Genomic DNA, 22399 nt, shown 5'->3' on the forward strand with positions numbered 1-22399 from the left:
GGAGGGCCGGGTCGCCGGGCGCCGGCAGCAGCCGGGCCAACTCCACGTGGTCCAGCGGCTCGTGCCGCGCCGAACGCCCCCACGGAGTGCGCTTCATCGGTTCCCCTCCTTGTCCGACCTGACCGCCCCGGATGAGCGGTCAACCTGTACTTGTCCGCCCATTCGGGGCAGTTCCCTGTTTTCCGTACGTACCTCACGCCCCGCCGCCAGCTCCTCCGCCGCCAGCTTCCGCAGCCGCGTCCGCGCCCGGGACAGCCGCGAGCGCACCGTGCCGACCGCGATGCCGAGGGCCTCGGCCGTCTCCGCGTACCCGAGGCCGGACCAGACGCAGAGGGTGAACACCTCGCGCTCGGCCCGCCGCAGCCGCCGCAGCGCGGACTGCGCGGCGGCCAGCTGCTCGGCGTCCGCGATCCGCCCGACGAGCTCGTCGGCGAAGTCGGGGACGGAGCCGGCCGCGGGGACGCGGCCCACCGCGTCGCGGTAGCGGCGCGCGGCCCGCGAGGTGTTGCGGAGGACGTTCACGGCGATGCCCATCAGCCACGGCCGGGGCGTCTCGCCCTCGTCCCGCAGCTTGCCGCGCAGCCGCCACGCCTCCAGGAACGTCAGCGAGACCACGTCCTCGGCCGTCGCCCAGTCGCCGCTCACGCGCAGCGCGTGCCGGTAGACCAGCGGGGAGTGGTCGCGGAACAGCTCGCGGAACGCCTCCGGATCCCCGGCCCGGATCCGGGCGTGCAATGAGAATGAGTTGGTCACGTGAGGTGTTGTCCGCGCGCGAGGTGGGGTTCCCGGTGTTCCGGAAGTTTTCTCGGGGAATGATCCCTGTCACTGTCGCACGTGGCCTCTACACTGAGCGGCGGCGGACTGCCGGTGGGTGAGGGGTGGTTGACGGTGCGTAAGGCGTGGCTGGTCGCCTCCGTCGGGATCGGCGGGTCCCTCGGCTTCATCGGGCTGCTCGTCGTCGGGACGTACATGGCGGCGGGAGGCCTCGCCGGCGGCACGAGCGGCGGCTCCGTCGGTCTCGCGAAGGGCGCCGTGCCCGCGACCTATCAGCCCCTCGTGCAGAAGTGGGGCAATCTCTGCAAGGCGATCAACCCCGCGCTGCTCGCCGCCCAGCTCTATCAGGAGAGCGGGTTCAACCCGCGCGCCAAGAGCCCGGCGCAGGCGCTGGGGATAGCGCAGTTCATCCCCGGGACCTGGGCCGCGCACGGCGTCGACGGCGACGGCGACGGCGACCGGGACGTCTGGGACCCGCAGGACGCCATCCCCTCCGCGGCCTCGTACGACTGCAAGCTGGCCGGCTATGTGAAGGACGCCCCGGGCGACCAGACGAAGAACATGCTCGCCGCGTACAACGCGGGGGCGTACGCCGTCATCAAGTACGGCGGCGTGCCCCCGTACCGCGAGACGCAGAACTACGTGAAGACCATCACCACCCTCTCGAAGAGCTTCGCGCGGCCCGTGGGGCGCGTGCAGCCGTCGCAGCAGGCGGCGGGGGCCATCACGTACGCGCAGAAGAAGCTCGGCACCGAGTACCTGTGGGGCGGCAACGGCACGCCGGAGCAGAACGGCCGCTTCGACTGCTCGGGTCTCACGCTCGCCGCCTACCGCTCCGTCGGCATCACGCTGCCGCGCGTCGCCAACGACCAGTGGAACGCGGGCCCGCACCCCAAGCGCGACGAACTGCTCCCCGGCGACCTGGTGTTCTTCTCGGACGACCTCACCAACTCGCGTGCCATCCGGCACGTGGGGATCTACGTCGGCGGGGGCTACATGATCGACGCCCCGAGGACGGGTGCCGTGATCCGTTTCGACCCGATCGACACCCCGGATTATTTTGGCGCGACCCGAGTCACGAAGGACGGGGCGAAGGCCCTGCCGACCAAGCCGTCAGAGGTCTGAGGGACCGTCGCGGAAGGGAAGACGGAACCGTGCGCAAGGGGTGATATGGCTTGAACTCTCCGTTAAAACACTCCCCTGAGCTGCGGCGATGTATCTCTCTTCGATAACGTCTGCGTGATCTTTCGGTGGAGAGAGGAACGTAGGAGAGGGGACTGGGCGTTCCCTTGACTGGACCGACCGACCACGGGGGTTGATGGACGGGTGTGCGGTGAGTGCGCCCATGGGCGAGAAGACGAAAGGGCCGCAGCGCCATGGCTGGACTCGATGAATCCGGGTCGAACCCCGACGTCGGCCTGCTCTACGACATCAACGGCCTGACGAAGGACACCCCTTCCTGGTTCGACTCCGCGATGACGTTCGTCGGGGAGTACGGCCTGCTGCTCGCCCTCGTGCTCCTGGTGGTGTGGTGCTGGTGGGGCCAGCGCAGGCGAGGCACCCTCGACGACGCCGCCTCGTCCGTCGCCGCCGTCGTCTGGGCGCCCCTCGCCGCGGGCATCGCCGTCCTCGTGAACATCCCCATCCGCGGCTTCGTGGAGCGGCCCCGCCCGTTCCTCGACCACGAGGGCATCGACCCCCTGATCGACGGCAAGACCGACTACTCCTTCGTCAGCGACCACGCGACGCTCGCCATGGCCATCGGCGCCGGACTCTTCGTCGCCAACCGGAAGTTCGGCCTCGTCGGCCTCGGCCTCGCGGCCCTGGAGGGCTTCTGCCGGGTCTTCATGGGCGTCCACTACCCGACGGACGTCGTCGGCGGCTTCGCGCTCGGCACCGCCGTCGCCCTGCTCCTCTCGCCGCTCGCCATGGCGCTGCTCACCCCGCTCACCAAGGCGATCGGGCGGACCCGGAGCCTCGGCCGGCTGGTCTGGGACCGCAAAGTGGGCCCTGTCGCCACGCCGCTGAGCGAGACGACGCCGTCCCCGGCCGCCGCGGCCGACCCGGACGAGCGGGACCTCGCGGCGTAGCACCCGTCACCCGGCGTTCGCTGCTCTCCGCGTCGCGCTGACGACCACGTTCGAGTCCCAGTGGCCGTCCGCGCCGATGCGCCCGCCGCAGCTGAGCAGGCGCAGTTGGGGCTCGGCGGCGGGTGCGTAGACCTTGGCCGTGGGAAAGGCCGTCGTGCGGTACGTGTCGACGGCCGTCACCTCGAACGTCGTACGCGCGCCCCCGGCGGTCACCGTCTCGATCCGGTCGCCGGGCCGCAGCCGGTCCAGGCGGGCGAACACGGCGTCCCGGTAGCCCCTGCCGCCGTCCTCGGCGGGCGCGTCACGGTGCCCCACCAGGACGGCCGGGCCCCGGGCGCCCGGACGGGGGCCCAGGGTGTACCAGCCGACCTCGGCCGCGTCCCGGAACGACGGCACCTCCAGGGCGCCCCGCCGGTCGAGGCCGACCGGCAGGAGTCCGGCGTCCACGCCGATCGCCGGGATGCGCAGGCGCTCGCCCCGCTCCGGCGCCCGGTCGCCCACCGCGGGCGCCGCCGCGAGGACCGCGGCCGCCGCGAGCAGCAGGGGCGCCGCCGTCCGCCGCAGGGCGCGGCTCAGTGGTGCTCCGCGCCGGTGCCGCGTTCCCTGCGGCGGCGCAGCAGCCAGATGCCGGCGCCGGCGGCGGCCCCGGTGACGGCCGCGGAGGCGATGGCCAGCGGACCGGACGAGGGGTGCTCGTCGGCGGCCGTGGCGTGCGGGGCACCGCCCCGGGCCGCGCCGGACGGGGTGGCCTTGAGGGCGCCGGTGTCGGTGCCGGTCCCCGTGCCGCTGTCCGTGCCCGTCCCGGTGTCCGTCCCGGCGGACGTGTCGCCGGAGGGCGCCGTCGGCATCGGGGTCGCGGAGGAGTTGGCGGAGACGTTCGTGGACGGCGACTGCGAGGCGTCGGGAGAGGCCTCGGCGGACCCTTCCGCGGACGCCTCGGCAGAAGCGGACGCCTCGCCGGACGCCTCCGGGGACGCCGACTCGTCCGTGGCGTCGTTCGCGGCGCCCGCGCCCAGCTCCTTGCCGTCCGCGCCGAGCAGGCTCCAGCCCTCGACGTCCTGGCCCTTGGGGTCCTGCCCCTTCTCGTCGTCCTTGAAGTAGTAGAGGGGCCGGGTCTCGTAGATGACCTGGGGCTGGTCGGCGTCGGTGGCGTCGTCCTCGGTCTGCGCGGTCTGGCCGGTGACGTCGTCGGCCTTGGTGGGGTAGCCGATCGCGGCGGGCCAGGTCGTGGCGCACTCCCCGGTGCAGTCGGGGGTGTCGGCCTTGTCTGCGTCGCGCGTGTAGAGCGGATTGCCGTCCTTGTCGGCGAGCGCCTTGCCCTTGGGGGTGTCGACGAGGGTCAGTTCGCCGGGCTCGGTGGGCTTGTCCAGGGCGAGCGCGGGGCCCGCGAGACAGAGCGTGAGGGCGGCGGCCGCGGCCACGGTGACGGTGGCTATTCGGGTGGTGCTGTGCGGTGGCGTCATGCTCTCAGGCCAGCGCTGTCCAGCGGGGTGGGCCACCTGAGGGCGTGTTGGGCGGGGCCGAACGGGTTGAGGACGCGGCCGAACGGATGATCCAGGCCGGCAGGCCTCTGTCCGGGAGGGGCTGTCTGACCCCTGCGCGGGAGGGGCTGTCCGGCTCCCGCCAGGCCCGCCGCGACGCGGATCGGCGCGGGGGCGCGGGGAGGGCCCGACCGGCCTCCGCCAGGGAGAGTCTGTCCGGCCCCGCACGGGGAGAGCCCGCCCCACCCGGAAGAGCCCGCCCGCCCGGGCGAGCTACAGCGCCTGCGGGAAGTCGAAGAACCGCTTCGGGTCGTACTGCTTCTTCAGCTTCTTCAGACGCGGCGCCGCGTCCCCGTAGTACGCCTCGCGCCAGTTCGTCAGCGTGGCGTCCGTGTAGTTCTGGTAGGCCGCGCCGGACGCGTACCGCCCCATCGCCCCATGGGCCTTTTTCAGCCAGGCCTGCGCGGGCTTGCCGGAGGTGCCCGCGCGCCAGGACGCGATGTACTGCGCCAGCATCCGCGAGCGGCGGTGCACGAAGGCCGTCGCCGTCGGGTCGACGCGGTTGATGGCGCCGCCGAGCGCGGTGAGCGCGATGCTGCCCGCGCTCGCACCCGTCACGTTCTCGATCTGCGAGAGCAGCGCGCGGATGCCCGCCGCCGACAGCGAGCGGTCGAAGAAGTCCGAACTGGCCGCGTACGTCTCGCGCTTGAGGGCGCCCTGCGGGCTGCGGCCGGGCGTCGCGCCGGGCAGATGGCACTGGGCGTCGGCCGCGAAGGACGAGCAGCCCGCGTACACCTCCATCGACTCCTCGTACGTACGCCGCCTGAGCGAGACGCTGCGCGCGGGCGCGCCGATCCTGTCGGCGAGGCGGTCGACGGCGTTCTGCAGCTCGCCGTACGTGCCGAGCGAGAAGCAGGCGACGGAGACGGTGGGGGTGCCGCCGGGGGTGTTCGCGAGGTGGGCGGAGGACCAGATCTCGTCGGGCTGGTCGGGGCCCCACTCCTGCCAGGCCTTGATGACGGCCGCCGCCTTCGACCAGGGCCAGGTCATGTACGCGGAGACGCCCTGGGGCGCGGCGTGCGTGCGGTAGCTCAGCTCGGTGACGACGCCGAAGTTGCCGTTGCCCGCGCCGCGCAGCGCCCAGAAGAGGTCCTTGTTCTCGGACTTGGAGGCGGTGAGCTGCTTGCCGTCGGCCGTGATGAGGGTGGCGGACGTGAGGCTGTCGCAGGTCAGGCCGTAGGCCCGGGAGACGACGCCGTGGCCGCCGCCGAGGGTGAGGCCGGAGATGCCGACGGTCGGGCAGGAGCCCGCGGGGAGGGTGACGCCCTTCGCGGCGAGCGAGCGGTAGACGTCGATGAGCTTGGCGCCGCCGCCGATCGTGGCGGTGGAGCCGCTCGCCCGTATCTTGTTCAGCTTCGACACGTCGATGACGAGCCGGCCGGTGCCGGAGGACCAGCCGGCGTAGGAGTGGCCGCCGTTGCGGATCGCGACCGGGGTGCGGTGGGCGCGGGCGTACGCGAAGGCGGTGCGTATGTCGTCCGCGTGCGCGACGTAGGCGACGGCGGTGGGCCGCAGGTCGTCGTAGCGCGTGTTGTACAGCTGGCGGGCCGCCGCCCACTGTGCCTCGCCGGGCTGGACGAGGGTGCCGTCCAGGTCGCGGGCGAGGGCCTTGAGGGTGGCGGGGGCCGACGCGGCGGCGCTGGCGGTCCTGACGGGCGTCCCGGTGCCGGTGCCGCTGCGCGAGGCGGTGCCGCCGCTGCCGCCCGTGCTCTGGGCGGTGCAGCCCGAGACCGCCGCCGCGGCCAGCGTGGCCGCCGTTGTGCCGATGAACGTACGTCGTTCCATGACGCCTCCCGTCGCTTCCCGGAGAACGAGACGGTGTGCGGGGCCGACGGGTTCCCGCGCGGGGCTAGGGCGATGCCTCGTGCTCGGCCGCGTCCGAACGGGCCTTGCTGCGGGCCCTGCGGGCGGGTCCGCGCCAGCCGCAGGAGCAGTGCGCGGAGACGAAACGGCCCTTCTCGACCGTCGTCGTGCGGTGGGAGGCGGGGTCTTGCTGATCGGGCACGCCGTCACCGTACCGAGCCCGGGTGAACGGGCGTCGGCCGTCGTGTGGGGACTCGTCCGCGTGACGGGTCAACGCACCGATCGTTAGGGGGACGACGGGGGAACGGCAGGCGCGGGAACGCCCGGAACGCTTGGGGGTACACGAGCGATGGCGCAGCGGCACAGGCACACGGGCACGGCGGTGACCGCGGTCGCGGTGGCGGGGCTCATGGCTCTCACCGCGGGATGCTCCCGGACCGGCGCCGCCGCCGACGGCCGCCACGGCGGCGATCCGCGGGCCGTGGTGCGCAAGTCCGCCGACTCCCTGGTCCGGGCGGGCGGTTCCAAGGCGCGTACGTCGATGGAGATGGCCAGCGGTGGTACGCGCGTCACCATCCGCGGCAGCGGCGTCTACGACTTCCGGCGGCAGCGGGGCCGGTTCGAGGTGGTCCTGCCGACGGAGACCGCGGGGGACGGCGGGCACCGGCCCATCACCGAGCTGATGACCGCGGGCGCGCTGTACATGAAGAACCGCGGGGCCGGGGTGCCCGCCGACAAGTGGGTGCGGATCGAGACACGTTCGCTCTCGGACGGGAATCTGGTCACCGGTGGTGCCACGGATCCCCTCGCGGCGGCGGAGCTGCTGCGCGGAGCGGAGAAGGTGGTGTTCGTGGGGGAGGAGCGGGTCGGCGGCGCCGAGGTGGGGCACTACCGCGGGGTCGCGGACCTGAAGGACGCGGCGAAGGCGGCCTCCGCAGGTCATCGCGGTGCGCTGGGCGCCGCGGCGGCGAAAGGGTTCAGCAAGGGGAGCGTGCCCTTCGACGTCTACCTCGACGAGCTGGGGCGGGTGCGCAAGCTGAGGCAGCAGTTCTCCGTGGCCGACGCGGATGTGGCGTCCACCACGTTGCTGTACGACTTCGGGGCACCGGCGGACGTGCGAATTCCGGCCGAGAAGGACATCTTCGCCGGGAAGATTGCCGGGCAGTAGTCGCGAACGGCTGGTGGAAATGGTCCGTCCGTGCCATGCGCGTTGTGTAGACCGCTCCCTACTCTAGGAAATCGGTACCGGCAGGAACGGGTCAGGAAGAGGTGATGAACGTGGCTCCGATGCGTGGCGGTACGGCTGTTCAGGACCACGTCGCCCTCGCCGAGATCGAGCTGTGCGGCGACCTCATCATCGCGGCGAGCGCGGCGGCCGAGCGCCTGAGCTTCGACCGCATCGACGAGGTCCTGAAGGTCTCCGACGGCCGGGAACAGCCCCCCTCGGACGAGGACCGCGCCTAGCCCCGCCGCCCGCGGCCGGGGCGGGGCCGCCGCGGGCGTCACGTCCGCATCATGCGGGCGATCGCCTTCGTCGCCTCCTCGACCTTCGCGTCGATCTCCGTACCGCCCTTGACCGCGGCGTCGGCCACGCAGTGCCGCAGGTGCTCCTCCAGGAGCTGCAGCGCGAAGGACTGCAGGGCCTTCGTGCTCGCGGAGACCTGCGTGAGTATGTCGATGCAGTAGACGTCCTCCTCGACCATGCGCTGCAGGCCGCGGATCTGGCCCTCGATGCGGCGCAGGCGCTTGAGGTGCTCGTCCTTCTGCTTGTGGTAGCCGTGCACCCCGTGCGCGTGGTCGGAGGGCGCTTCGGGCGTGGTCGTGGCCGCGCCGGCCGCCTCGGTGGTCGTCATCGCGTCCTCCTGTTGGACATTCCCGCATTTCTGCAGATCCATATACCCCTGGTGGGTATATGGTAGCCGATTTCTCGGGGGGTGTGCTGATCACTGTGCCTGATGGGCGACACTGGGGGGCGGCCGGTTAGCCGTGGCCGGATGATGCGCCTAGCATCAGCCTGACCGCATCCAAAGCACCCCGAGGACCCCACGTGCGCTTTCGTCTGACCCCCAGGGAGACGAGCTTCTACGACATGTTCGCCGCATCCGCGGACAACATCGTCACGGGCTCGAAGCTCCTGATGGAACTGCTCGGAGCGGACTCTTCCGCACGGGCCGAGATCGCAGAGCGTATGCGGGCCGCGGAACACGCGGGAGACGACGCCACGCATGCGATCTTCCACCAGCTGAACTCCTCCTTCATCACACCGTTCGACCGCGAGGACATCTACTCCCTCGCGTCGTCCCTCGACGACATCATGGACTTCATGGAGGAGGCCGTCGACCTGGTCGTCCTGTATCAGGTCGAGGAACTTCCCAAGGGCGTCGAGCAGCAGATCGAGGTCCTGTCGCGGGCCGCCGAACTGACGGCCGAGGCCATGCCGAACCTCCGGACCATGGACAACCTCACCGAGTACTGGATCGAGGTCAACCGTCTGGAGAACCAGGCCGACCAGATCCACCGCAAGCTGCTCGCCCACCTCTTCAACGGCAAGTACGACGCCATCGAGGTGCTGAAGCTCAAGCAGATCGTGGATGTGCTGGAAGAGGCGGCCGACGCGTTCGAGCACGTCGCCAACACGGTGGAGACCATCGCGGTCAAGGAGTCCTGAGGCACCGCCATGGACACCTTTGCTTTGGTCGTGACCATCGGCGTCGCGCTCGGATTTACGTATACGAACGGCTTCCACGACTCCGCGAACGCCATCGCCACATCCGTCTCCACGCGTGCGCTGACGCCACGCGCGGCGCTGGCCATGGCCGCCGTGATGAACCTCGCCGGCGCCTTCATGGGCAGCGGCGTCGCCAAGACCGTGAGCGAGGGGATCATCGAGACCCCGCACGGTGACAAGGGGATGTGGATCCTCTTCGCGGCGCTCATCGGCGCGATCGTGTGGAACCTGATCACCTGGTACTTCGGACTGCCCTCGTCCTCGTCGCACGCGCTGTTCGGCGGCATGGTCGGCGCGGCGCTCGCGGGCGGGATCGGCGTCATCTGGTCCGGCGTCGTCGACAAGATCGTCATCCCGATGTTCCTGTCGCCGGTGGTCGGCCTCGTCGCCGGTTACCTGGTCATGTGCGCGATCATGTGGATGTTCCGCAAGGCCAACCCGCACAAGGCCAAGCGCGGCTTCCGCATCGCGCAGACGGTGTCGGCGGCCGGCATGGCCCTCGGTCACGGTCTGCAGGACGCGCAGAAGACGATGGGCATCGTCGTGATGGCCCTGGTCATCTCGGACGTGCAGAGCGCGGACGCGCCGATCCCGGTCTGGGTCAAGATCGCCTGTGCGGTGATGCTCTCGGCCGGTACGTACGCGGGCGGCTGGCGCATCATGCGGACCCTCGGCCGGAAGATCATCGAGCTGGACCCGCCGCAGGGCTTCGCCGCGGAGACCACGGGCGCGGGCATCATGTTCACGACCGCGTTCATGTTCCACGCGCCGATCTCGACGACCCACGTCATCACCTCCGCGATCATGGGTGTGGGCGCGACGAAGCGGGTCAACGCGGTGCGGTGGGGTGTCGCCAAGAACATCATCCTGGGCTGGTTCATCACGATGCCCGCGGCCGCGATCGTCGCGGCCATCAGCTTCTGGATCGTCAACCTCGCCTTCTTGTAGCCGCGCACCGGCACCGCAGGAACATGGGAAAGGCCCGCCCCCGGGAGCCAGGGGCGGGCCCTTCTTGTTGCCCCTGCGGTGGCACCGCCATGCAGCACCGCGGGGAGTCACGGATCAGCCGAAGCGGCCCGAGATGTAGTCCTCGGTCGCCTGGACCGACGGGTTGGAGAAGATCCGCTCCGTGTCGTCGATCTCGACGAGCTTGCCCGGCTGGCCGACGGCGGCGAGGTTGAAGAACGCCGTGCGGTCCGAGACGCGCGCCGCCTGCTGCATGTTGTGCGTCACGATGACGATCGTGAAACGCTCCTTCAGCTCACCGATCAGGTCCTCGATCGCGAGCGTCGAGATCGGGTCGAGCGCCGAGCAGGGCTCGTCCATGAGCAGGACCTGCGGCTCGACCGCGATGGCCCGCGCGATGCACAGACGCTGCTGCTGACCGCCGGAGAGGCCGGAGCCCGGCTTGTTCAGGCGGTCCTTGACCTCGTTCCAGAGGTTCGCGCCCTTGAGGGACTTCTCGACGATGTCGTTCAGCTCGCTCTTCTTGTACGAGCCGTTGAGCCTCAGGCCCGCCGCGACGTTGTCGAAGATCGACATCGTGGGGAACGGGTTGGGGCGCTGGAAGACCATGCCGACCGTGCGGCGCACGGCCACCGGGTCCACGCCGCTGCCGTAGAGGTCCTCGTCGTCCAGGAGCACCTTGCCCTCGACGCGCCCGCCGGGGGTGACCTCGTGCATGCGGTTCAGGGTGCGCAGGAAGGTGGACTTGCCGCAGCCGGACGGGCCGATGAAGGCCGTCACGGAACGGGGCTCCACGGTCATCGAGATGTCGTCGATCGCCTTGTGGGAGCCGTAGTAGGCGGTCAGGCCCGATACGTCGATTCGCTTGGCCATGGGGATCACTGCTTCTTTCGAAAGGAACGTGCGAGGGTCGCTGATGTGGCCGCGTCAGCGGCCCGTCTTGGGGGCCTTCCAGCGGGCTACGCCGCGGGCCGCCAGGTTGAGGATCATGATGAAGCCGATGAGGGCGAGGGCCGCGGCCCAGGCGCGGTCGTACGACGCGTCGGTGCCGGCCGCGTACTGCTGGTAGATGTACAGCGGCAGCGAGCCCTGCGAGCCCTCGAAGGGGTTCGTGTTGATCATGGGGTTCACCCAGACCAGGAGCAGGACCGGCGCGGTCTCACCGGCGATGCGGGCCACCGAGAGCATGACGCCCGTGGTGATGCCGCCGATCGCGGTGGGCAGGACGACCTTGAGGATGGTCCGCCACTTCGGGACACCGAGGGCGAGGGAGGCCTCGCGCAGCTCGTTCGGGACGAGCTTGAGCATCTCCTCGGTGGAGCGGACGATCACCGGCATCATCAGGATGGCGAGCGCCATGGCGCCGGCCCAGCCGGAGTAGCCGAAGCCGAGGATCAGGATCCAGAAGCTGAGGACGAACAGGCCCGCGACGATCGAGGGGATGCCGGTCATGACGTCGACGAAGAACGTGACGGTCTTGGCGAGCTTCCCGCGCCCGTACTCGACGAGGTAGACCGCGGTGAGCAGGCCGATCGGCACGGCGATCAGGGAGGCCAGGAGCACCTGCTCCAGCGTGCCGATGATCGCGTGGTAGATGCCGCCGCCGGTCTCGTCGTCGGAGAGGAGGCCCATCGAGGTGGTGAGGAAGTACCCGTCGAAGACCTTGATGCCGCGCTGCACGGTCTCGTAGATCAGCGAGGCCAGCGGGACGACGGCCAGCAGGAACATGACCCACACCAGCGAGGTGGCGAGGCGGTCCCTGGCCTGGCGGCTGCCCTCGACGGCGACCGCGAGGGCGTACGACCCGACGATGAACAGCAGGGCGGCTATCAGGCCCCACTGGATGCGGCTCTCCAGGCCCGCGCCCGCGCCGACGGCGATGGCGACGGCGGCGGAGCCGAGCGCGACGGCCACGGGGGACCAGCGCGGCAGGGTCGCGGCCTTGAGCGTGCTGGGCCGCTTGACCAGCGGGTTGGGCGGGGTGGGTGTCGTGGTGCTCATGCGTTGGCCCCCGAGTACTCCTTGCGGCGCGCGATGATCAGGCGGGCCGCGCCGTTGACCAGCAGCGTGATGATGAACAGGACCAGGCCGGAGGCGATGAGCGCGTCCTGGCCGTACTCACTGGCCTCGTTGAACTTGCTGGCGATGTTCTGCGCGAAGGTGCCGCCGCCGTAGTCGAGCACGGAGGCCTGGATCACGAAGGTCGGGGAGAGCACGGTGGCGACGGCGATCGTCTCGCCGAGCGCGCGGCCGAGGCCCAGCATCGAGGCGGAGATGATGCCGGAGCGGCCGAAGGGGAGCACCGACATGCGGATGACCTCCCAGCGCGTGGCGCCGAGGGCCAGCGCGGCCTCCTCGTGCATCTTCGGGACCTGGAGGAAGACCTCGCGGGTCACGTTCGTGATGATCGGCAGGATCATGATCGCGAGGAGGATGCCGACGGTCATCAGGGAGCGCGGGGCGCCGCCCTGGTACTCGAAGATGCCGGTCCAGCCGAAGTAGTCGTCGAGCCAGCTGTAGAGGCCGGTGAGGTTGGGCGCGACCACGAGGGCGCCCCACAGGCCGTACACGATCGAGGGCACGGCGGCCAGCAGGTCGATCACGTAGGCGATGGGGGTGGCCAGCTTGCGCGGCGCGTAGTGCGAGATGAAGAGCGCGATGCCGATGGCGACGGGCACGGCGATCACCAGGGCGATCACCGAGCTGACCACGGTGCCGAAGACCAGGACGGCGATGCCGAAGTACGGCTTGCCGCCGGTGGTGTTGCCGGCCGGGTCCCACTCGAAGGTGGTGAGGAAGTTGCCCGTGTTGTCGGAGAGCGCGAGGGCCGCGCGGTAGGTCAGGAACGCCGCGATGGCGGCCATGATCACGAGGAGCGCGATGCCGGAGCCACGGGAGAGTCCGAGGAAGATCCGGTCACCGGCGCGGGTGGCGCCGCGGGCGGCTGCCTTGCTCACCGGGGCGATCGGCTTGACGTCGTCGACGGGGGGAGGAGCGGTCGTATTGCTGGGTATGTCCATGGGGGTTCTCCGGTCTGCGGAGGCGCCGTGCGGCTGTCGCAGGCGCTCCGTGGCGGCGGTGCACCGGACGGTGCGGCCGGCCCGGTCTCGTGGGGGCCGGCCGCACTCGGTTCAGCTAGCTCAGGCTCGCGACGGTGGAGCGGACCTTGGTGATGATCTCTTCGGGGATCGGCGCGTAGTCGTTGTCCTTGAGGACCTTCTGGCCGTCCTCGCCGGCGATGTAGGTCAGGAAGGACTTGGCGGCGGGCAGCGTCTCCGCCTTGTTGCCCTTCTCGCAGACGATCTCGTACGTCACCAGGGTGATCGGGTACGCGCCCTCGGCGGTCGGCTTGTAGTTCAGCTCCAGGGCGAGGTCCTTGCCCTTGCCGACGACCTTGGCCTCGGAGATGGCCTTGGAGGCGTTGTCGACGGTGGCCTTCACCGGCTCCTTGGCGCCCGTCTTCAGGTCGACGGTCTTGATGCCCTCACCGGCGTAGGAGAGCTCGAAGTACGAGATGGCGCCCGCGGTCTGCTTGACCTGGCCCGCGACACCGGCGGAGCCGTTCGCGGACTGGCCGCCCTTGGGCTCCCACTGCTTGCCCGGCTCGTAGGGCCAGGCGTCGGGGGCGGCGCCCTTCAGGTACTTGGTGAAGTTGTCGGTGGTGCCCGACTCGTCGGAGCGGTGGAAGGCCTGGATCTTGGTGCTGGGGAGCTTGACGTCGGGGTTGAGCTTCTTGATCGCCTTGTCGTCCCAGGTCTTGATCTTGTCGTTGAAGATGTCGGCCAGGGTCTTGGCGTCCAGGGTCAGGTTGTCGACGCCGGGGACGTTGTAACCGATGGCGATCGGGCCGCCCACCATGGGCAGGTCGATGGCCTGGCTGTCCTTGCAGACCTTCTTCGACTTCTCGATCTCCTCCGGCTTGAGCGCCGAGTCGGAGCCCGCGAAGGCGGTCTGGCCCTGGAGGAACGCGGTGATGCCGGCGCCCGAACCCGTCGGGTTGTAGTTCAGCTGCACGTCCTTGCAGTTGGTCGTGTAGACCTTCCGCCAGGCGTCGATCGCGTTCTTCTGCGCGGAGGAACCGGAGGCGGCGAGCTGGCCCTTGGCGTCGTCGCACTTGATGTTGGCGTTGGCGTTGGTCTCCTTGCCGCCGCCCGAGCCGCTCGTGTCGTCGGAGCCGCACGCCGTGAGGGCCAGGGCGCCGGAGACGGCGATGGCGCCGAGCGAGAGGGCGCGGAGCCGGTTCTTGCGCTGAAGCTTCACTTCGGGTCTTCCTTCCGGGAGCCGCCGACCCTTTGCTGGCGGCGTGCGATGTCTTGCGTGTTGAGGTCTTACGTCGTGTTGTAAGGCCGAAATTAGGCAGGACAGGTGAAGCGGCCGATGGGCGTGAGTGAACGGAGGGTGAACCTCGGCGGTCGGCCTGGTTAGAACGATGTGTGACAAGGAGTAGCGGTCGCGCTACGCAGGGTTAAGCACGCTGAGCAGGGCGTCCACGAGCTGCCGGTCCCGGAGCTGGGTGAGGCGGTTGCGGGCCGCGAAGGGCGGCAGCCAGAGCACGCGGTCGACCTCGCGGTTGGGCACGAAGTGCCCCTCGGTGGCCTCGGCGGCCCAGTAGGTGACCTGCTTGGGGCGGCCGCCCGCGACATAGCGGGCCGTGGGCAGCCGGGGGCCCGGCGCGCAGCGGTGGCCGGTCTCCTCCTCGACCTCGCGCAGGGCGCCCGCCAGGGGGTCCTCGTCGCGCTTCAGCTTGCCCTTGGGGTGCGACCAGTCGTCGTACTTGGGCCGGTGGACGAGGCAGATCTCCAGCGCGCCGTCGACCGGGGAGCGGCGCCACAGGACGCAGCCGGCCGCGTGGACGGTGCCCTGCTTGGGCCGGCGCGCGCCCGGCTCGCCGCGGGGTGCTTCCTCGTACGTCACCGCGTACTCACCGCCTCGTACAGCCAGGCCTGCTGGAAGGCGAACCGCGCGGCCTCGACCTCGTGGCGCTGGTCGGCGTGGAGCACGCCCAGGGCGTACGCCGTGGCCGGGGCGATGCGGGGGGTGCGGGCCGCCTGGGCGGCGGCCGCCGCCGCTGCCGCGGCCTCGCGGTGGACGTTCAGGGCGTGGCTCGCGTCGGCGATGCGGGGTGCCGGGGGCGCGTGGTCGAGGAGGAGCTCCAGGGCGTACCGGTGCAGGCGCAGCAGGGAGCGGACCTTCAGCCAGGGGGCGTCCTGGGCGTCGGGGGCGGTGTCCGAGGCGAGGCCGTGGACGAGGGCGCCCGCGTTGTAGGGGTGGCCCGCCTGGCCCAGGGGCAGGGCGGCGACGGCTTCGTTGAGGTCGGCCTCCGCCGTGGCGGTCAGGTGCTTCAGGTCGTCCTGGGCGCCGGTGAGGGGGACTTCGCTCGCCAGGACGGCCACGTTGTCCGCCACCGCGTGGAAGCGGGAGGAGCCGAAGGCCTGGAGAGCGGTGGAGTGGGCGCGGGTGCGGGCCAGGGTGAGTTGCCGCTCCAGGAGAGCGGCGGCCTTGGCCGCGCCGACGGTGAGGCCGCGCGGGGCGCTGCCCCCGCTGTCGCCGCCCGGCACCGGGGGCCGTGCCCACCCGCGCCTGCCCGCGGCGGTGACGGCGGTCGTCGCCGGCTCTGTCGCCGGGCCCGGGACCGGGGCGGAGCCCGAAAGGCGGTGCAAGGCCTCCAGGAGGCGGTGGAGGCGGGTGGCGTAGGCGTGCTCCTGGGCCAGCGTGCCCGAGAGCCAGGACAGTTCGGGGCGCAGGGAGGCCGACCACTCCGGGTCGAGGAGGGGGCGGAAGGTGTGCAGCGTGGCGCCGATGCGGCGGGCCGCGCGGCGCAGGGAGTGGGCCGCGGCCAGGGACTCCTCGGCGCCCTGCGCGTCCGTCGTGGACTCGCGGTGCAGCCGCAGGGAGCGGAGGAACTCCGTGGCCTGGTCCTGCAGATAGGCCGAGAGTGCCTCGCCCGCCGCGGTACCCGTCCCCGGCGTATCCGTCATCTCATGGTGTTGCTGTGCCACGCCGGCGCCTCCGGGCGTCTATGAGCATCTCCTGTACGTTCCGCAGGGGCTGGCCTTCCGGGTCCACCGAGTGGCGGGTCCAGTTGCCGTCCGCGCCCAGGTGCCAGGAGGCGGTGGTGTCCGACATACCGGTCTCCAGGAGCCGGCTGAGGGCCGCCCGGTGCGCCGGGTCCTGGACCCTGACCAGCGCCTCGATGCGGCGGTCGAGATTGCGGTGCATCATGTCGGCGCTGCCGATCCACACCTCCGGTTCGCCGCCGTTGCCGAAGGCGAAGACACGGGAGTGCTCCAGGAAGCGGCCGAGTACGGAGCGTACGCGGATGTTCTCCGACAGACCCGCCACACCGGGGCGCACCGCGCAGATGCCGCGCACCCAGACGTCCACCTCGACGCCCGCCTGCGACGCGCGGTACAGCGCGTCGACGACCGCCTCGTCGACCATCGAGTTCACCTTGATGCGGACGTAGGCGGGGCGGCCGGCGCGGTGGTGCTGCGTTTCCTTGTTGATGCGGGAGACGAGGCCGTCGCGCAGGGACTTGGGGGCCACCAGGAGGCGGCGGTAGGTCTCGCGGCGGGAGTAGCCGGAGAGGCGGTTGAAGAGGTCGGAGAGGTCCGCGCCGACCTCCGCGTTCGAGGTGAGCAGGCCGAGGTCCTCGTAGAGGCGGGCGGTCTTGGGGTGGTAGTTGCCGGTGCCCACGTGCGAGTAGCGGACCAGGGCCTCGCCCTCCTGGCGCACGACGAGGGAGAGCTTGCAGTGCGTCTTCAGGCCGACCAGGCCGTAGACCACGTGGCAGCCCGCCTCCTCCAGCTTCCGCGCCCACTTGATGTTGGCCTGCTCGTCGAAGCGGGCCTTGATCTCGACGAGGACGAGGACCTGCTTGCCGGACTCGGCGGCGTCGATCAGGGCGTCGACTATGGGGGAGTCGCCCGAGGTGCGGTACAGCGTCTGCTTGATGGCGAGGACGTCCGGGTCGGACGCGGCCTGCTCCAGGAACGCCTGCACGGACGTGGAGAAGCTGTCGTACGGGTGGTGCAGGAGTACGTCGCGTTCGCGAAGGGCGGCGAAGATGTCGGGCGCGGACGCCGACTCGACCTCGGCGAGGTCGCGGTGGGTGCCGGCCACGAACTTGGGGTACTTCAGCTCGGGCCGGTCCAGGGCGGCGATGCTGAAGAGGCCGGTGAGGTCGAGGGGGCCCGGCAGCGGGTACACCTCGGCCTCGCTGATCTTCAGCTCGCGCACCAGGAGGCCCAGCACGTTCGGGTCGATGGACTCCTCGACCTCCAGGCGCACGGGCGGCCCGAAGCGGCGCCGCATGAGCTCTTTCTCCAGCGCCTGGAGGAGGTTCTCGGCGTCGTCCTCCTCGACCTCCAGGTCCTCGTTCCTGGTGAGCCGGAACATGTGGTGCTCCAGGATCTCCATGCCCGGGAAGAGCTCCTGGAGGTGCGCGGGGGCGGCGATGACGTCCTCTATCGGGACGTAGCGCTGCGGGGAGGCCTCCAGGAAGCGGGAGAGCAGCGGAGGGACCTTCACGCGTGCGAAGTGCTGATGTCCGGAGACCGGGTTGCGGACGACGACCGCGAGGTTGAGCGAGAGCCCCGAGATGTACGGGAAGGGGTGTGCGGGGTCCACGGCCAGCGGGGTCAGGACGGGGAAGATCTGCTGCCGGAAGAGCGTGAAGAGGCGGGACTGCTCCTTCTCCGTCAGCTCGTGCCAGCGCACCAGGTGGATGCCCTCGTCGGCGAGGCCGGGCGCGACGTCGTCCTGGTAGCAGGCGGCGTGCCGGGCCATGAGCTCGCGGGAGCGGTTCCAGATGAGTTCGAGGACCTCGCGGGGCTGCAGGCCGGAGGCGGAACGGGTGGCGACGCCGGTCGCGATGCGCCGCTTGAGGCCGGCCACGCGGACCATGAAGAACTCGTCCAGGTTCGAGGCGAAGATCGCCAGGAAATTAGCCCGTTCGAGGAGGGGGGTGTGGGGGTCCTCCGCCAGTTCGAGCACGCGCTCGTTGAAGGCGAGCCAGCTGCGCTCCCGGTCGAGGAAACGGCCCTGGGGCAGTTCGGTGCCGTCGTGTCCGACCTGGGCGTCCTCGTCGTACGCGTCGAGATCCGCGTCGATGTCGGGGTCCAGGTCGGAGACGGTCGCGGCGATGGTGTGCGGCCGGTGCGCGGCGATGGAACCCACGGAAGGCTGGACGTGCTGAACTTTTTCGCGGCCCGCAGGGCCCCCGTCAAGGGCGTTGGTGGAAGACGGGTGGGCCTGTCCTTGCGTGTTCTGCTGGCTCATGGAGCCATTCTTCCGCGCGGGCACGCCGATGGGCGCGTCGGAGAGCGCGGGAGCGAGGCGGGGCTTCCCGTTCTTCGGGGAAGGGTCGGGCAGGGCGGGCTGCATTGAGTGAGCGTCGCAAGCCAGTCTGAATCAACGGTTACGGCGACATGACGTGCGGGACATCGGCCGAAGGCCCCCGGGCGTCTACAGCGCCGGGGGCTCCGCCGATCGTACGGATCCGGCCGCCTGGCCGAAAGGCTCAGGCCGCCCGGCGCCGCAGAATACGGAAGGCGGCGTAGACGGCGGCGGCGGCGAGGGCCAGGACGATGCCCGTCTCGATGAGCTGGACGTACCAGAAGTGGGACCGGGGGTGGTAGTCCGCGTACGCGCTGACGACCTTGGTGTCGGTGGGGCAGGAGTAGCCGGGGATCGGCTTCGGGAGGCACTGGCCCGGGTAGAAGCGCTCGCCCGCGGCGTTGGTGACGCCCTGGTCCATGACGAAGGAGTTCGTGGACCACATGCTCACCCAGGACGAGTCCCCGGTCGCCGGCTTGCTGCGCGTGAGCGCGGGCACCAGGTGCCAGCGCGCGTTGCCGAGCAGGAGCAGCACGAGCCCGGTGACGACGCCGGTGGCGGCCATGGCGAGCAGCGTGCGGCGTACGAGGAGTCCGGCGAGCGTGCCGGCGGCCACGGCGAGAAGGGCGTACGCGACGAGGGCGGGGCCGGTCGTCTCGTAGACGCCGCGGTCGGCCCAGTGGAGGTCCCAGCGGACGCCGATCATCCCGGACGCGCCGAACCGGAAGACCGCCATGAGGGCGAGCGTGCCGCCCGCGGCGAGCGCGGCGGCCGTGGTCACCTTCGTGGCCAGCCAGCGCGTGGGGGAGACCGACTGGGTCCAGGAGAGCTTGTACACCCCGGACTCCATCTCGCGCCCGAGCATCGGTCCCGCGACGAAGACGCCGATGAGCAGGGGCACCAGGAGCAGGGCCACGGCGCCGTTCGACATGCTGATGCTGAGCAGGTCGCGTGCGCTGGGGAAGCCGAGGAACGTCTCGCAGGTGCCGTGGGAGGTGCAGGCGCCCGTGGGTTCGGGGTAGGCGCGGGCGGCCCAGCGCAGCCAGCCGGTGTAGGCCAGCGCCGCGACGACGAGGGCGCCGCCGGTCAGCAGGGCGGTGCGGTGCAGGCGGAGTTCCGCCCAGCGGGGTCCGTGCAGGGTGGGCAGGCTCATGCCGTCACTCCTTCCGAGGGGCGGGCCGTCGTGCCCGGCGTCAGGAGCGCCGGTGCATCGGGTGAACGGAGATGGGCCAGCAGCAGCTCCTCCAGGGAGGGTTCCTGGACGTCCCAGCCCTCGCCGACCGGGACTTCGGTGCGGATCAGGGCGGTCAGGCCGCGGCCCGTGGCGCGGGACTCCACGACCGTGTGCGCGGAGAGGTCGTCGAGGGGACCCTTGCCGGTCACCAGGGCGTGCGCGGCGACGATGTCGTCGATGCCGCCCCCCAGCCGCACGCGGCCCTCGGACACGAGGAGCAAGTGGTCGCAGGCGTCGGCGAGTTCGCTGACGATGTGCGAGGACATGACCACGGTCGTGCCGTGTTCGGCGGCCTCCGCCATCAGCGTGCCCATGAGCTGGTGCCGGGCCAGCGGGTCGAGGTCGGCCATCGGCTCGTCCAGGAGCAGGAGTTCGGCGCGCTTGCCGAGCGCGAGGGCGAGCGCGACGCGCGTGCGCTGGCCGCCGGAGAGCGTACGGATGCGGGCCTTCGGGTCGAGCCCGGCGCCGCTCGTGACGCGCTCGGCGGTGGCCGCGTCCCAGCGGTCGGGGTTGAGCTCGGCGCCGAGCCGCAGGGTGTCCGCGATGGTCAGCTGCGGATGGAGCGGCTTGTCCTGGGCGACGTACGCGACGCGGGCGCGGGCCTCGCCGGGGCCGGTGCCGAGGACGGTGAGCCTGCCCGACGTGGGGCGGTCGAGGCCCGCGGCCAGCGCGAGCAGCGTCGACTTGCCCGCGCCGTTGGGGCCGACGACCGCGCAGACGCGTCCGACGGGCAGCCGGAACGCGCAGTCGCGCAGGGCGTACCGGTCCCTTCCGAAGCGTTTGGTCAGTGCGGTCGCCTCGATGGCGGTGTCGGTCATGCCAAGTCCCCCCTGGTCAGGTGCTCTTGGTGGTGCGACTCGCTGAACTGCTCTTCCAGTACGGCCGTGAAGAGCGCCGCCACGTCGTCCCTGTCCAGGCCCGCCGCGCGGGCCCGTACGGCCCACTCGGCGAGTTCCCCCCGCAGCGGCGAGTCGGCGGGCGCGCCGCCCAGCGTCCGGCGGACGAAGGTGCCGAGGCCGCGGCGCGCCTCGACGAGGCCCTCGCGCTCCAGTTCGCGGTAGGCCTTCAGGACCGTGTTCGGGTTGATGGCCGTGGCCTCGACGACCTCGCGGGCCGTGGGCAGCTTGTCGCCGGGCTCCAACAGGCCCAGGCGCAGGGCCTGTCGGGTCTGCTGGACGATCTGGAGGTACGTGGCGACGCCGCTGCGCCGGTCGATCCGGTATGCGACCACTGCCTTGCACCACCCTTTCACTAATTGAGTAGTGAAAGGGTGGTGCAAGATGGGTTCCGCGGTCAAGTCGCCCGGTGGGAGCGGGATGTGACGGACTGATGGAGGTGGCGGGGGCGGGTTCCGGGGCGCGGCCGCCGATCTTGTACCGTCTGCCGCTCAGCATTGACGTGAACACGCATGAAATGACGGGGGCTTCACCATGTCCATGCCTCAGCGGACCCAGCAGACCCAGGGGCGCCGTACGCCCCGGCACTTCCCGCAGGGCGGTGGCGGCGGCGCGTTCGCCGGCCTCTCGCCCCTGATGAAGGTCGGCGTCCTGGTGATCGCGGCGATCATCGCCGGCGTCTGGATGTACACGAGCCGGGGCAACACCACCGGCCCCGACAGCGAGAGCGCCAAGGCGCCCGCCGTCGCCGAGATCGGCGACTGCGTGCAGAACAAGGGGTCCGAGGGCAGCCCCGACATGGAGGTCATCGACTGCGGTGACACCAAGGCCGAGTACAAGGTCGAGAGCAAGAACGAGCAGGAGTGCGAGCCCGGCCAGTCCCGCTTCGAGCAGACGCGGCGCGGCCGGGTCCAGTTCTCGATGTGCCTGAGCCAGGTCGCGGCGAAGTAGTCCGCCCCGGCGGCCGGAGGCCGGTACGGCGAAGGGCGCGGCGTTCCCCGAGGGGAGCGCCGCGCCCTTCGCGCGTCCGCGGGCGCCGGGTTCAGGACTCCGTGCGGTACATCAGGTCCGTCTCGTGCGTGACGAAGCCGAGGCGTTCGTAGACGCTCACCGCGGCCTTGTTGTCCGCGTCCACGTAGAGCATCGCGGCCGGCAGGCCCGCCTGCGCGAGGTGGCGCAGGCCGACCGTGGTCAGGGCCTTGCCGAGGCCGCCGCCCTGGGCGCCGGGCCGCACGCCGACGACGTACACCTCGCCGAGGCCCTCCTGCGCGTGCACCTTCGTCCAGTGGAAGCCGACCAGCTCGCCGTCCTTCTCCGCGAGGAAGAAGCCCGCCGGGTCGAACCACGGCTCCGCCTTGCGGTCGTCCAGGTCGCGCTGCGTGAGGGAGCCCTGCTCCGGGTGGTGCGCGAAGGCCTCCGCGTTCACCGCGAGCCAGGCCGCGTCGTCCTGCCCGGGGACGAACGCGCGCACGGAGACGCCCTCGGGGAGCACGGGGTCGGGCAGGTCGAGGTCCGCCAGCGTCCGCCGCATCTGGCGCAGTTCGCGGAACAGGGTCAGGCCGAGGACCTGCGCCAGGTGCCGGGCCGAGGAGTGTCCGCCGTGCGCCCACACGCGCAGCCGGCGCCCCGACTCGCCGAGCAGCGCCGTGCCCAGCGCCCTGCCGTGGCCGCGCCCGCGGTGCGCGGGGTGCACGACCAGCTCGGCGGCGGGCGCCTCCACGGGGTCGGTGTCCTCCAGCTGCGCGTAGCCGACGAGCTTGCCGTCGATGTCGAGCAGCAGGTGCCGCACGCCCTCGCGCGCGCCGCCCTTCAGCTGGAGCCTGCCCTGCTCGGACACCGCCTGCTGGCCGTCGGTGCGGGCGGCCTCGGCGAGCAGCGCGAGCACGGCGTCGGCCTGCGCGGTGGTGAGTACGGCGAGGGTGTCGATCTTCCGGAGCGGTACGGGGGCCTCGGCGGGGCGGTCGTCAGTCATGACGTCGAGAGTACGGGGACCGGCCCGGACTCCCGTGTCCTCGACGACAACCGGCCCG

The 22399-nt window shown here is 71.2% G+C and carries 24 protein-coding genes; 7 read left to right on the forward strand and 17 right to left on the reverse strand.

Annotated elements, in window-relative coordinates:
• Positions 1–93 precede the first annotated feature (93 nt).
• Entirely contained in the window at positions 94–753 is a 660-nt protein-coding gene (locus tag AOK22_RS17190; RefSeq protein ID WP_244164838.1) for an RNA polymerase sigma factor, read from the reverse strand.
• Positions 754–888: 135 nt separating this feature from the next.
• Here AOK22_RS17190 and AOK22_RS17195 point away from each other — a divergent pair, with 135 nt between their 5' ends.
• A complete protein-coding gene (locus tag AOK22_RS17195) occupies positions 889–1899 on the forward strand; it encodes a C40 family peptidase (protein ID WP_055699568.1) in 1011 nt (336 codons plus the stop codon).
• Positions 1900–2150: 251 nt separating this feature from the next.
• A complete protein-coding gene (locus AOK22_RS17200; RefSeq protein WP_055699545.1) occupies positions 2151–2864 on the forward strand; it encodes a phosphatase PAP2 family protein in 714 nt (237 codons plus the stop codon).
• 6 nt (positions 2865–2870) lie between these two features.
• Here AOK22_RS17200 and AOK22_RS40900 read toward each other — a convergent pair whose 3' ends face one another.
• The 4 genes from AOK22_RS40900 to AOK22_RS41910 all read right to left on the reverse strand — a co-directional run bounded on the left by AOK22_RS40900 (position 2871) and on the right by AOK22_RS41910 (position 6410).
• A complete protein-coding gene (locus AOK22_RS40900) occupies positions 2871–3365 on the reverse strand; it encodes a sortase domain-containing protein (RefSeq protein ID WP_055699546.1) in 495 nt (164 codons plus the stop codon).
• A 71-nt stretch (positions 3366–3436) separates the two neighbouring features.
• Positions 3437–4327: a COG4315 family predicted lipoprotein gene (locus AOK22_RS40905; protein ID WP_107101958.1), complete on the reverse strand. Its 891-nt coding sequence runs from the start codon at positions 4325–4327 to the stop codon at positions 3437–3439.
• Between the two features lie 291 nt (positions 4328–4618).
• Positions 4619–6190: an FAD-binding oxidoreductase gene (locus AOK22_RS17215; protein ID WP_055699548.1), complete on the reverse strand. Its 1572-nt coding sequence runs from the start codon at positions 6188–6190 to the stop codon at positions 4619–4621.
• Positions 6191–6254: 64 nt separating this feature from the next.
• Positions 6255–6410, reverse strand: a complete 156-nt coding sequence (locus tag AOK22_RS41910; protein WP_167357853.1) for a hypothetical protein — start codon at positions 6408–6410, stop codon at positions 6255–6257.
• Positions 6411–6557: 147 nt separating this feature from the next.
• On the opposite strand from AOK22_RS41910, the gene AOK22_RS17220 reads away from it, so the two are divergent.
• Together AOK22_RS17220 and AOK22_RS17225 are read left to right on the forward strand one after the other, a co-directional pair.
• Positions 6558–7376, forward strand: coding sequence for an SCO4651 family lipoprotein (locus AOK22_RS17220; RefSeq protein WP_055699549.1), 819 nt, complete (start codon positions 6558–6560; stop codon positions 7374–7376).
• A 104-nt stretch (positions 7377–7480) separates the two neighbouring features.
• Positions 7481–7672, forward strand: coding sequence for a hypothetical protein (locus AOK22_RS17225; protein ID WP_055699550.1), 192 nt, complete (start codon positions 7481–7483; stop codon positions 7670–7672).
• A gap of 38 nt (positions 7673–7710) precedes the next feature.
• Here the strand turns inward: AOK22_RS17225 and AOK22_RS17230 are convergent, their stop codons facing one another.
• Positions 7711–8061, reverse strand: a complete 351-nt coding sequence (locus AOK22_RS17230) for a metal-sensitive transcriptional regulator (RefSeq protein ID WP_055699551.1) — start codon at positions 8059–8061, stop codon at positions 7711–7713.
• A gap of 194 nt (positions 8062–8255) precedes the next feature.
• Between AOK22_RS17230 and AOK22_RS17235 the strand changes: the two genes are divergently transcribed.
• Together AOK22_RS17235 and AOK22_RS17240 are read left to right on the forward strand one after the other, a co-directional pair.
• The gene (locus AOK22_RS17235) at positions 8256–8876 is read left to right on the forward strand and encodes a DUF47 domain-containing protein (RefSeq protein ID WP_055699552.1); all 621 of its coding nucleotides are present in this window, start codon (positions 8256–8258) and stop codon (positions 8874–8876) included.
• A 9-nt stretch (positions 8877–8885) separates the two neighbouring features.
• On the forward strand, positions 8886–9884 hold the full coding sequence (locus tag AOK22_RS17240; RefSeq protein WP_055699553.1) for an inorganic phosphate transporter: 999 nt from the start codon (positions 8886–8888) through the stop codon (positions 9882–9884).
• Positions 9885–9998: 114 nt separating this feature from the next.
• Here AOK22_RS17240 and pstB read toward each other — a convergent pair whose 3' ends face one another.
• From pstB to AOK22_RS17290, 10 genes are all read right to left on the reverse strand, one after another.
• Positions 9999–10775: a phosphate ABC transporter ATP-binding protein PstB gene (pstB, locus tag AOK22_RS17245; RefSeq protein WP_055699554.1), complete on the reverse strand. Its 777-nt coding sequence runs from the start codon at positions 10773–10775 to the stop codon at positions 9999–10001.
• Between the two features lie 54 nt (positions 10776–10829).
• Complete coding sequence (gene pstA, locus AOK22_RS17250) at positions 10830–11903, reverse strand: phosphate ABC transporter permease PstA (protein WP_055699555.1); 1074 nt, start codon at positions 11901–11903, stop codon at positions 10830–10832.
• Positions 11900–12922, reverse strand: coding sequence for a phosphate ABC transporter permease subunit PstC (gene pstC / locus AOK22_RS17255; protein ID WP_055699556.1), 1023 nt, complete (start codon positions 12920–12922; stop codon positions 11900–11902). Before pstC ends, pstA begins: the two co-directional genes overlap by 4 nt.
• Before the next feature lie 115 nt (positions 12923–13037).
• Positions 13038–14162: a phosphate ABC transporter substrate-binding protein PstS gene (gene pstS / locus AOK22_RS17260; RefSeq protein ID WP_055699557.1), complete on the reverse strand. Its 1125-nt coding sequence runs from the start codon at positions 14160–14162 to the stop codon at positions 13038–13040.
• Between the two features lie 195 nt (positions 14163–14357).
• A complete protein-coding gene (locus AOK22_RS17265; RefSeq protein ID WP_055699558.1) occupies positions 14358–14816 on the reverse strand; it encodes an NUDIX hydrolase in 459 nt (152 codons plus the stop codon).
• Positions 14813–15880, reverse strand: a complete 1068-nt coding sequence (locus AOK22_RS17270) for a CHAD domain-containing protein (RefSeq protein ID WP_193433182.1) — start codon at positions 15878–15880, stop codon at positions 14813–14815. The genes AOK22_RS17265 and AOK22_RS17270 overlap by 4 nt, the downstream gene beginning before the upstream one ends.
• A gap of 1 nt (position 15881) precedes the next feature.
• Positions 15882–18287, reverse strand: a complete 2406-nt coding sequence (locus AOK22_RS17275; protein ID WP_107101959.1) for an RNA degradosome polyphosphate kinase — start codon at positions 18285–18287, stop codon at positions 15882–15884.
• Between the two features lie 136 nt (positions 18288–18423).
• Complete coding sequence (locus AOK22_RS17280; RefSeq protein WP_055699561.1) at positions 18424–19392, reverse strand: hypothetical protein; 969 nt, start codon at positions 19390–19392, stop codon at positions 18424–18426.
• Positions 19389–20291 (reverse strand): ABC transporter ATP-binding protein, encoded by a 903-nt coding sequence (locus tag AOK22_RS17285; RefSeq protein ID WP_055699562.1) that lies wholly within the window; start codon positions 20289–20291, stop codon positions 19389–19391. Before AOK22_RS17285 ends, AOK22_RS17280 begins: the two co-directional genes overlap by 4 nt.
• Positions 20288–20704, reverse strand: a complete 417-nt coding sequence (locus tag AOK22_RS17290) for a GntR family transcriptional regulator (protein WP_055699563.1) — start codon at positions 20702–20704, stop codon at positions 20288–20290. Before AOK22_RS17290 ends, AOK22_RS17285 begins: the two co-directional genes overlap by 4 nt.
• 199 nt (positions 20705–20903) lie before the next feature.
• On the opposite strand from AOK22_RS17290, the gene AOK22_RS17295 reads away from it, so the two are divergent.
• Positions 20904–21320, forward strand: a complete 417-nt coding sequence (locus AOK22_RS17295) for an LppU/SCO3897 family protein (protein ID WP_055699564.1) — start codon at positions 20904–20906, stop codon at positions 21318–21320.
• Between the two features lie 91 nt (positions 21321–21411).
• On the opposite strand, the gene mshD is transcribed toward AOK22_RS17295, so the two are convergent.
• Positions 21412–22341, reverse strand: a complete 930-nt coding sequence (mshD, locus tag AOK22_RS17300) for a mycothiol synthase (RefSeq protein ID WP_055699565.1) — start codon at positions 22339–22341, stop codon at positions 21412–21414.
• Between the last annotated feature and the right edge of the window lie 58 nt (positions 22342–22399).

Source organism: Streptomyces silaceus (assembly GCF_001419745.1).
Lineage (GTDB): Bacteria > Actinomycetota > Actinomycetes > Streptomycetales > Streptomycetaceae > Streptomyces > Streptomyces silaceus.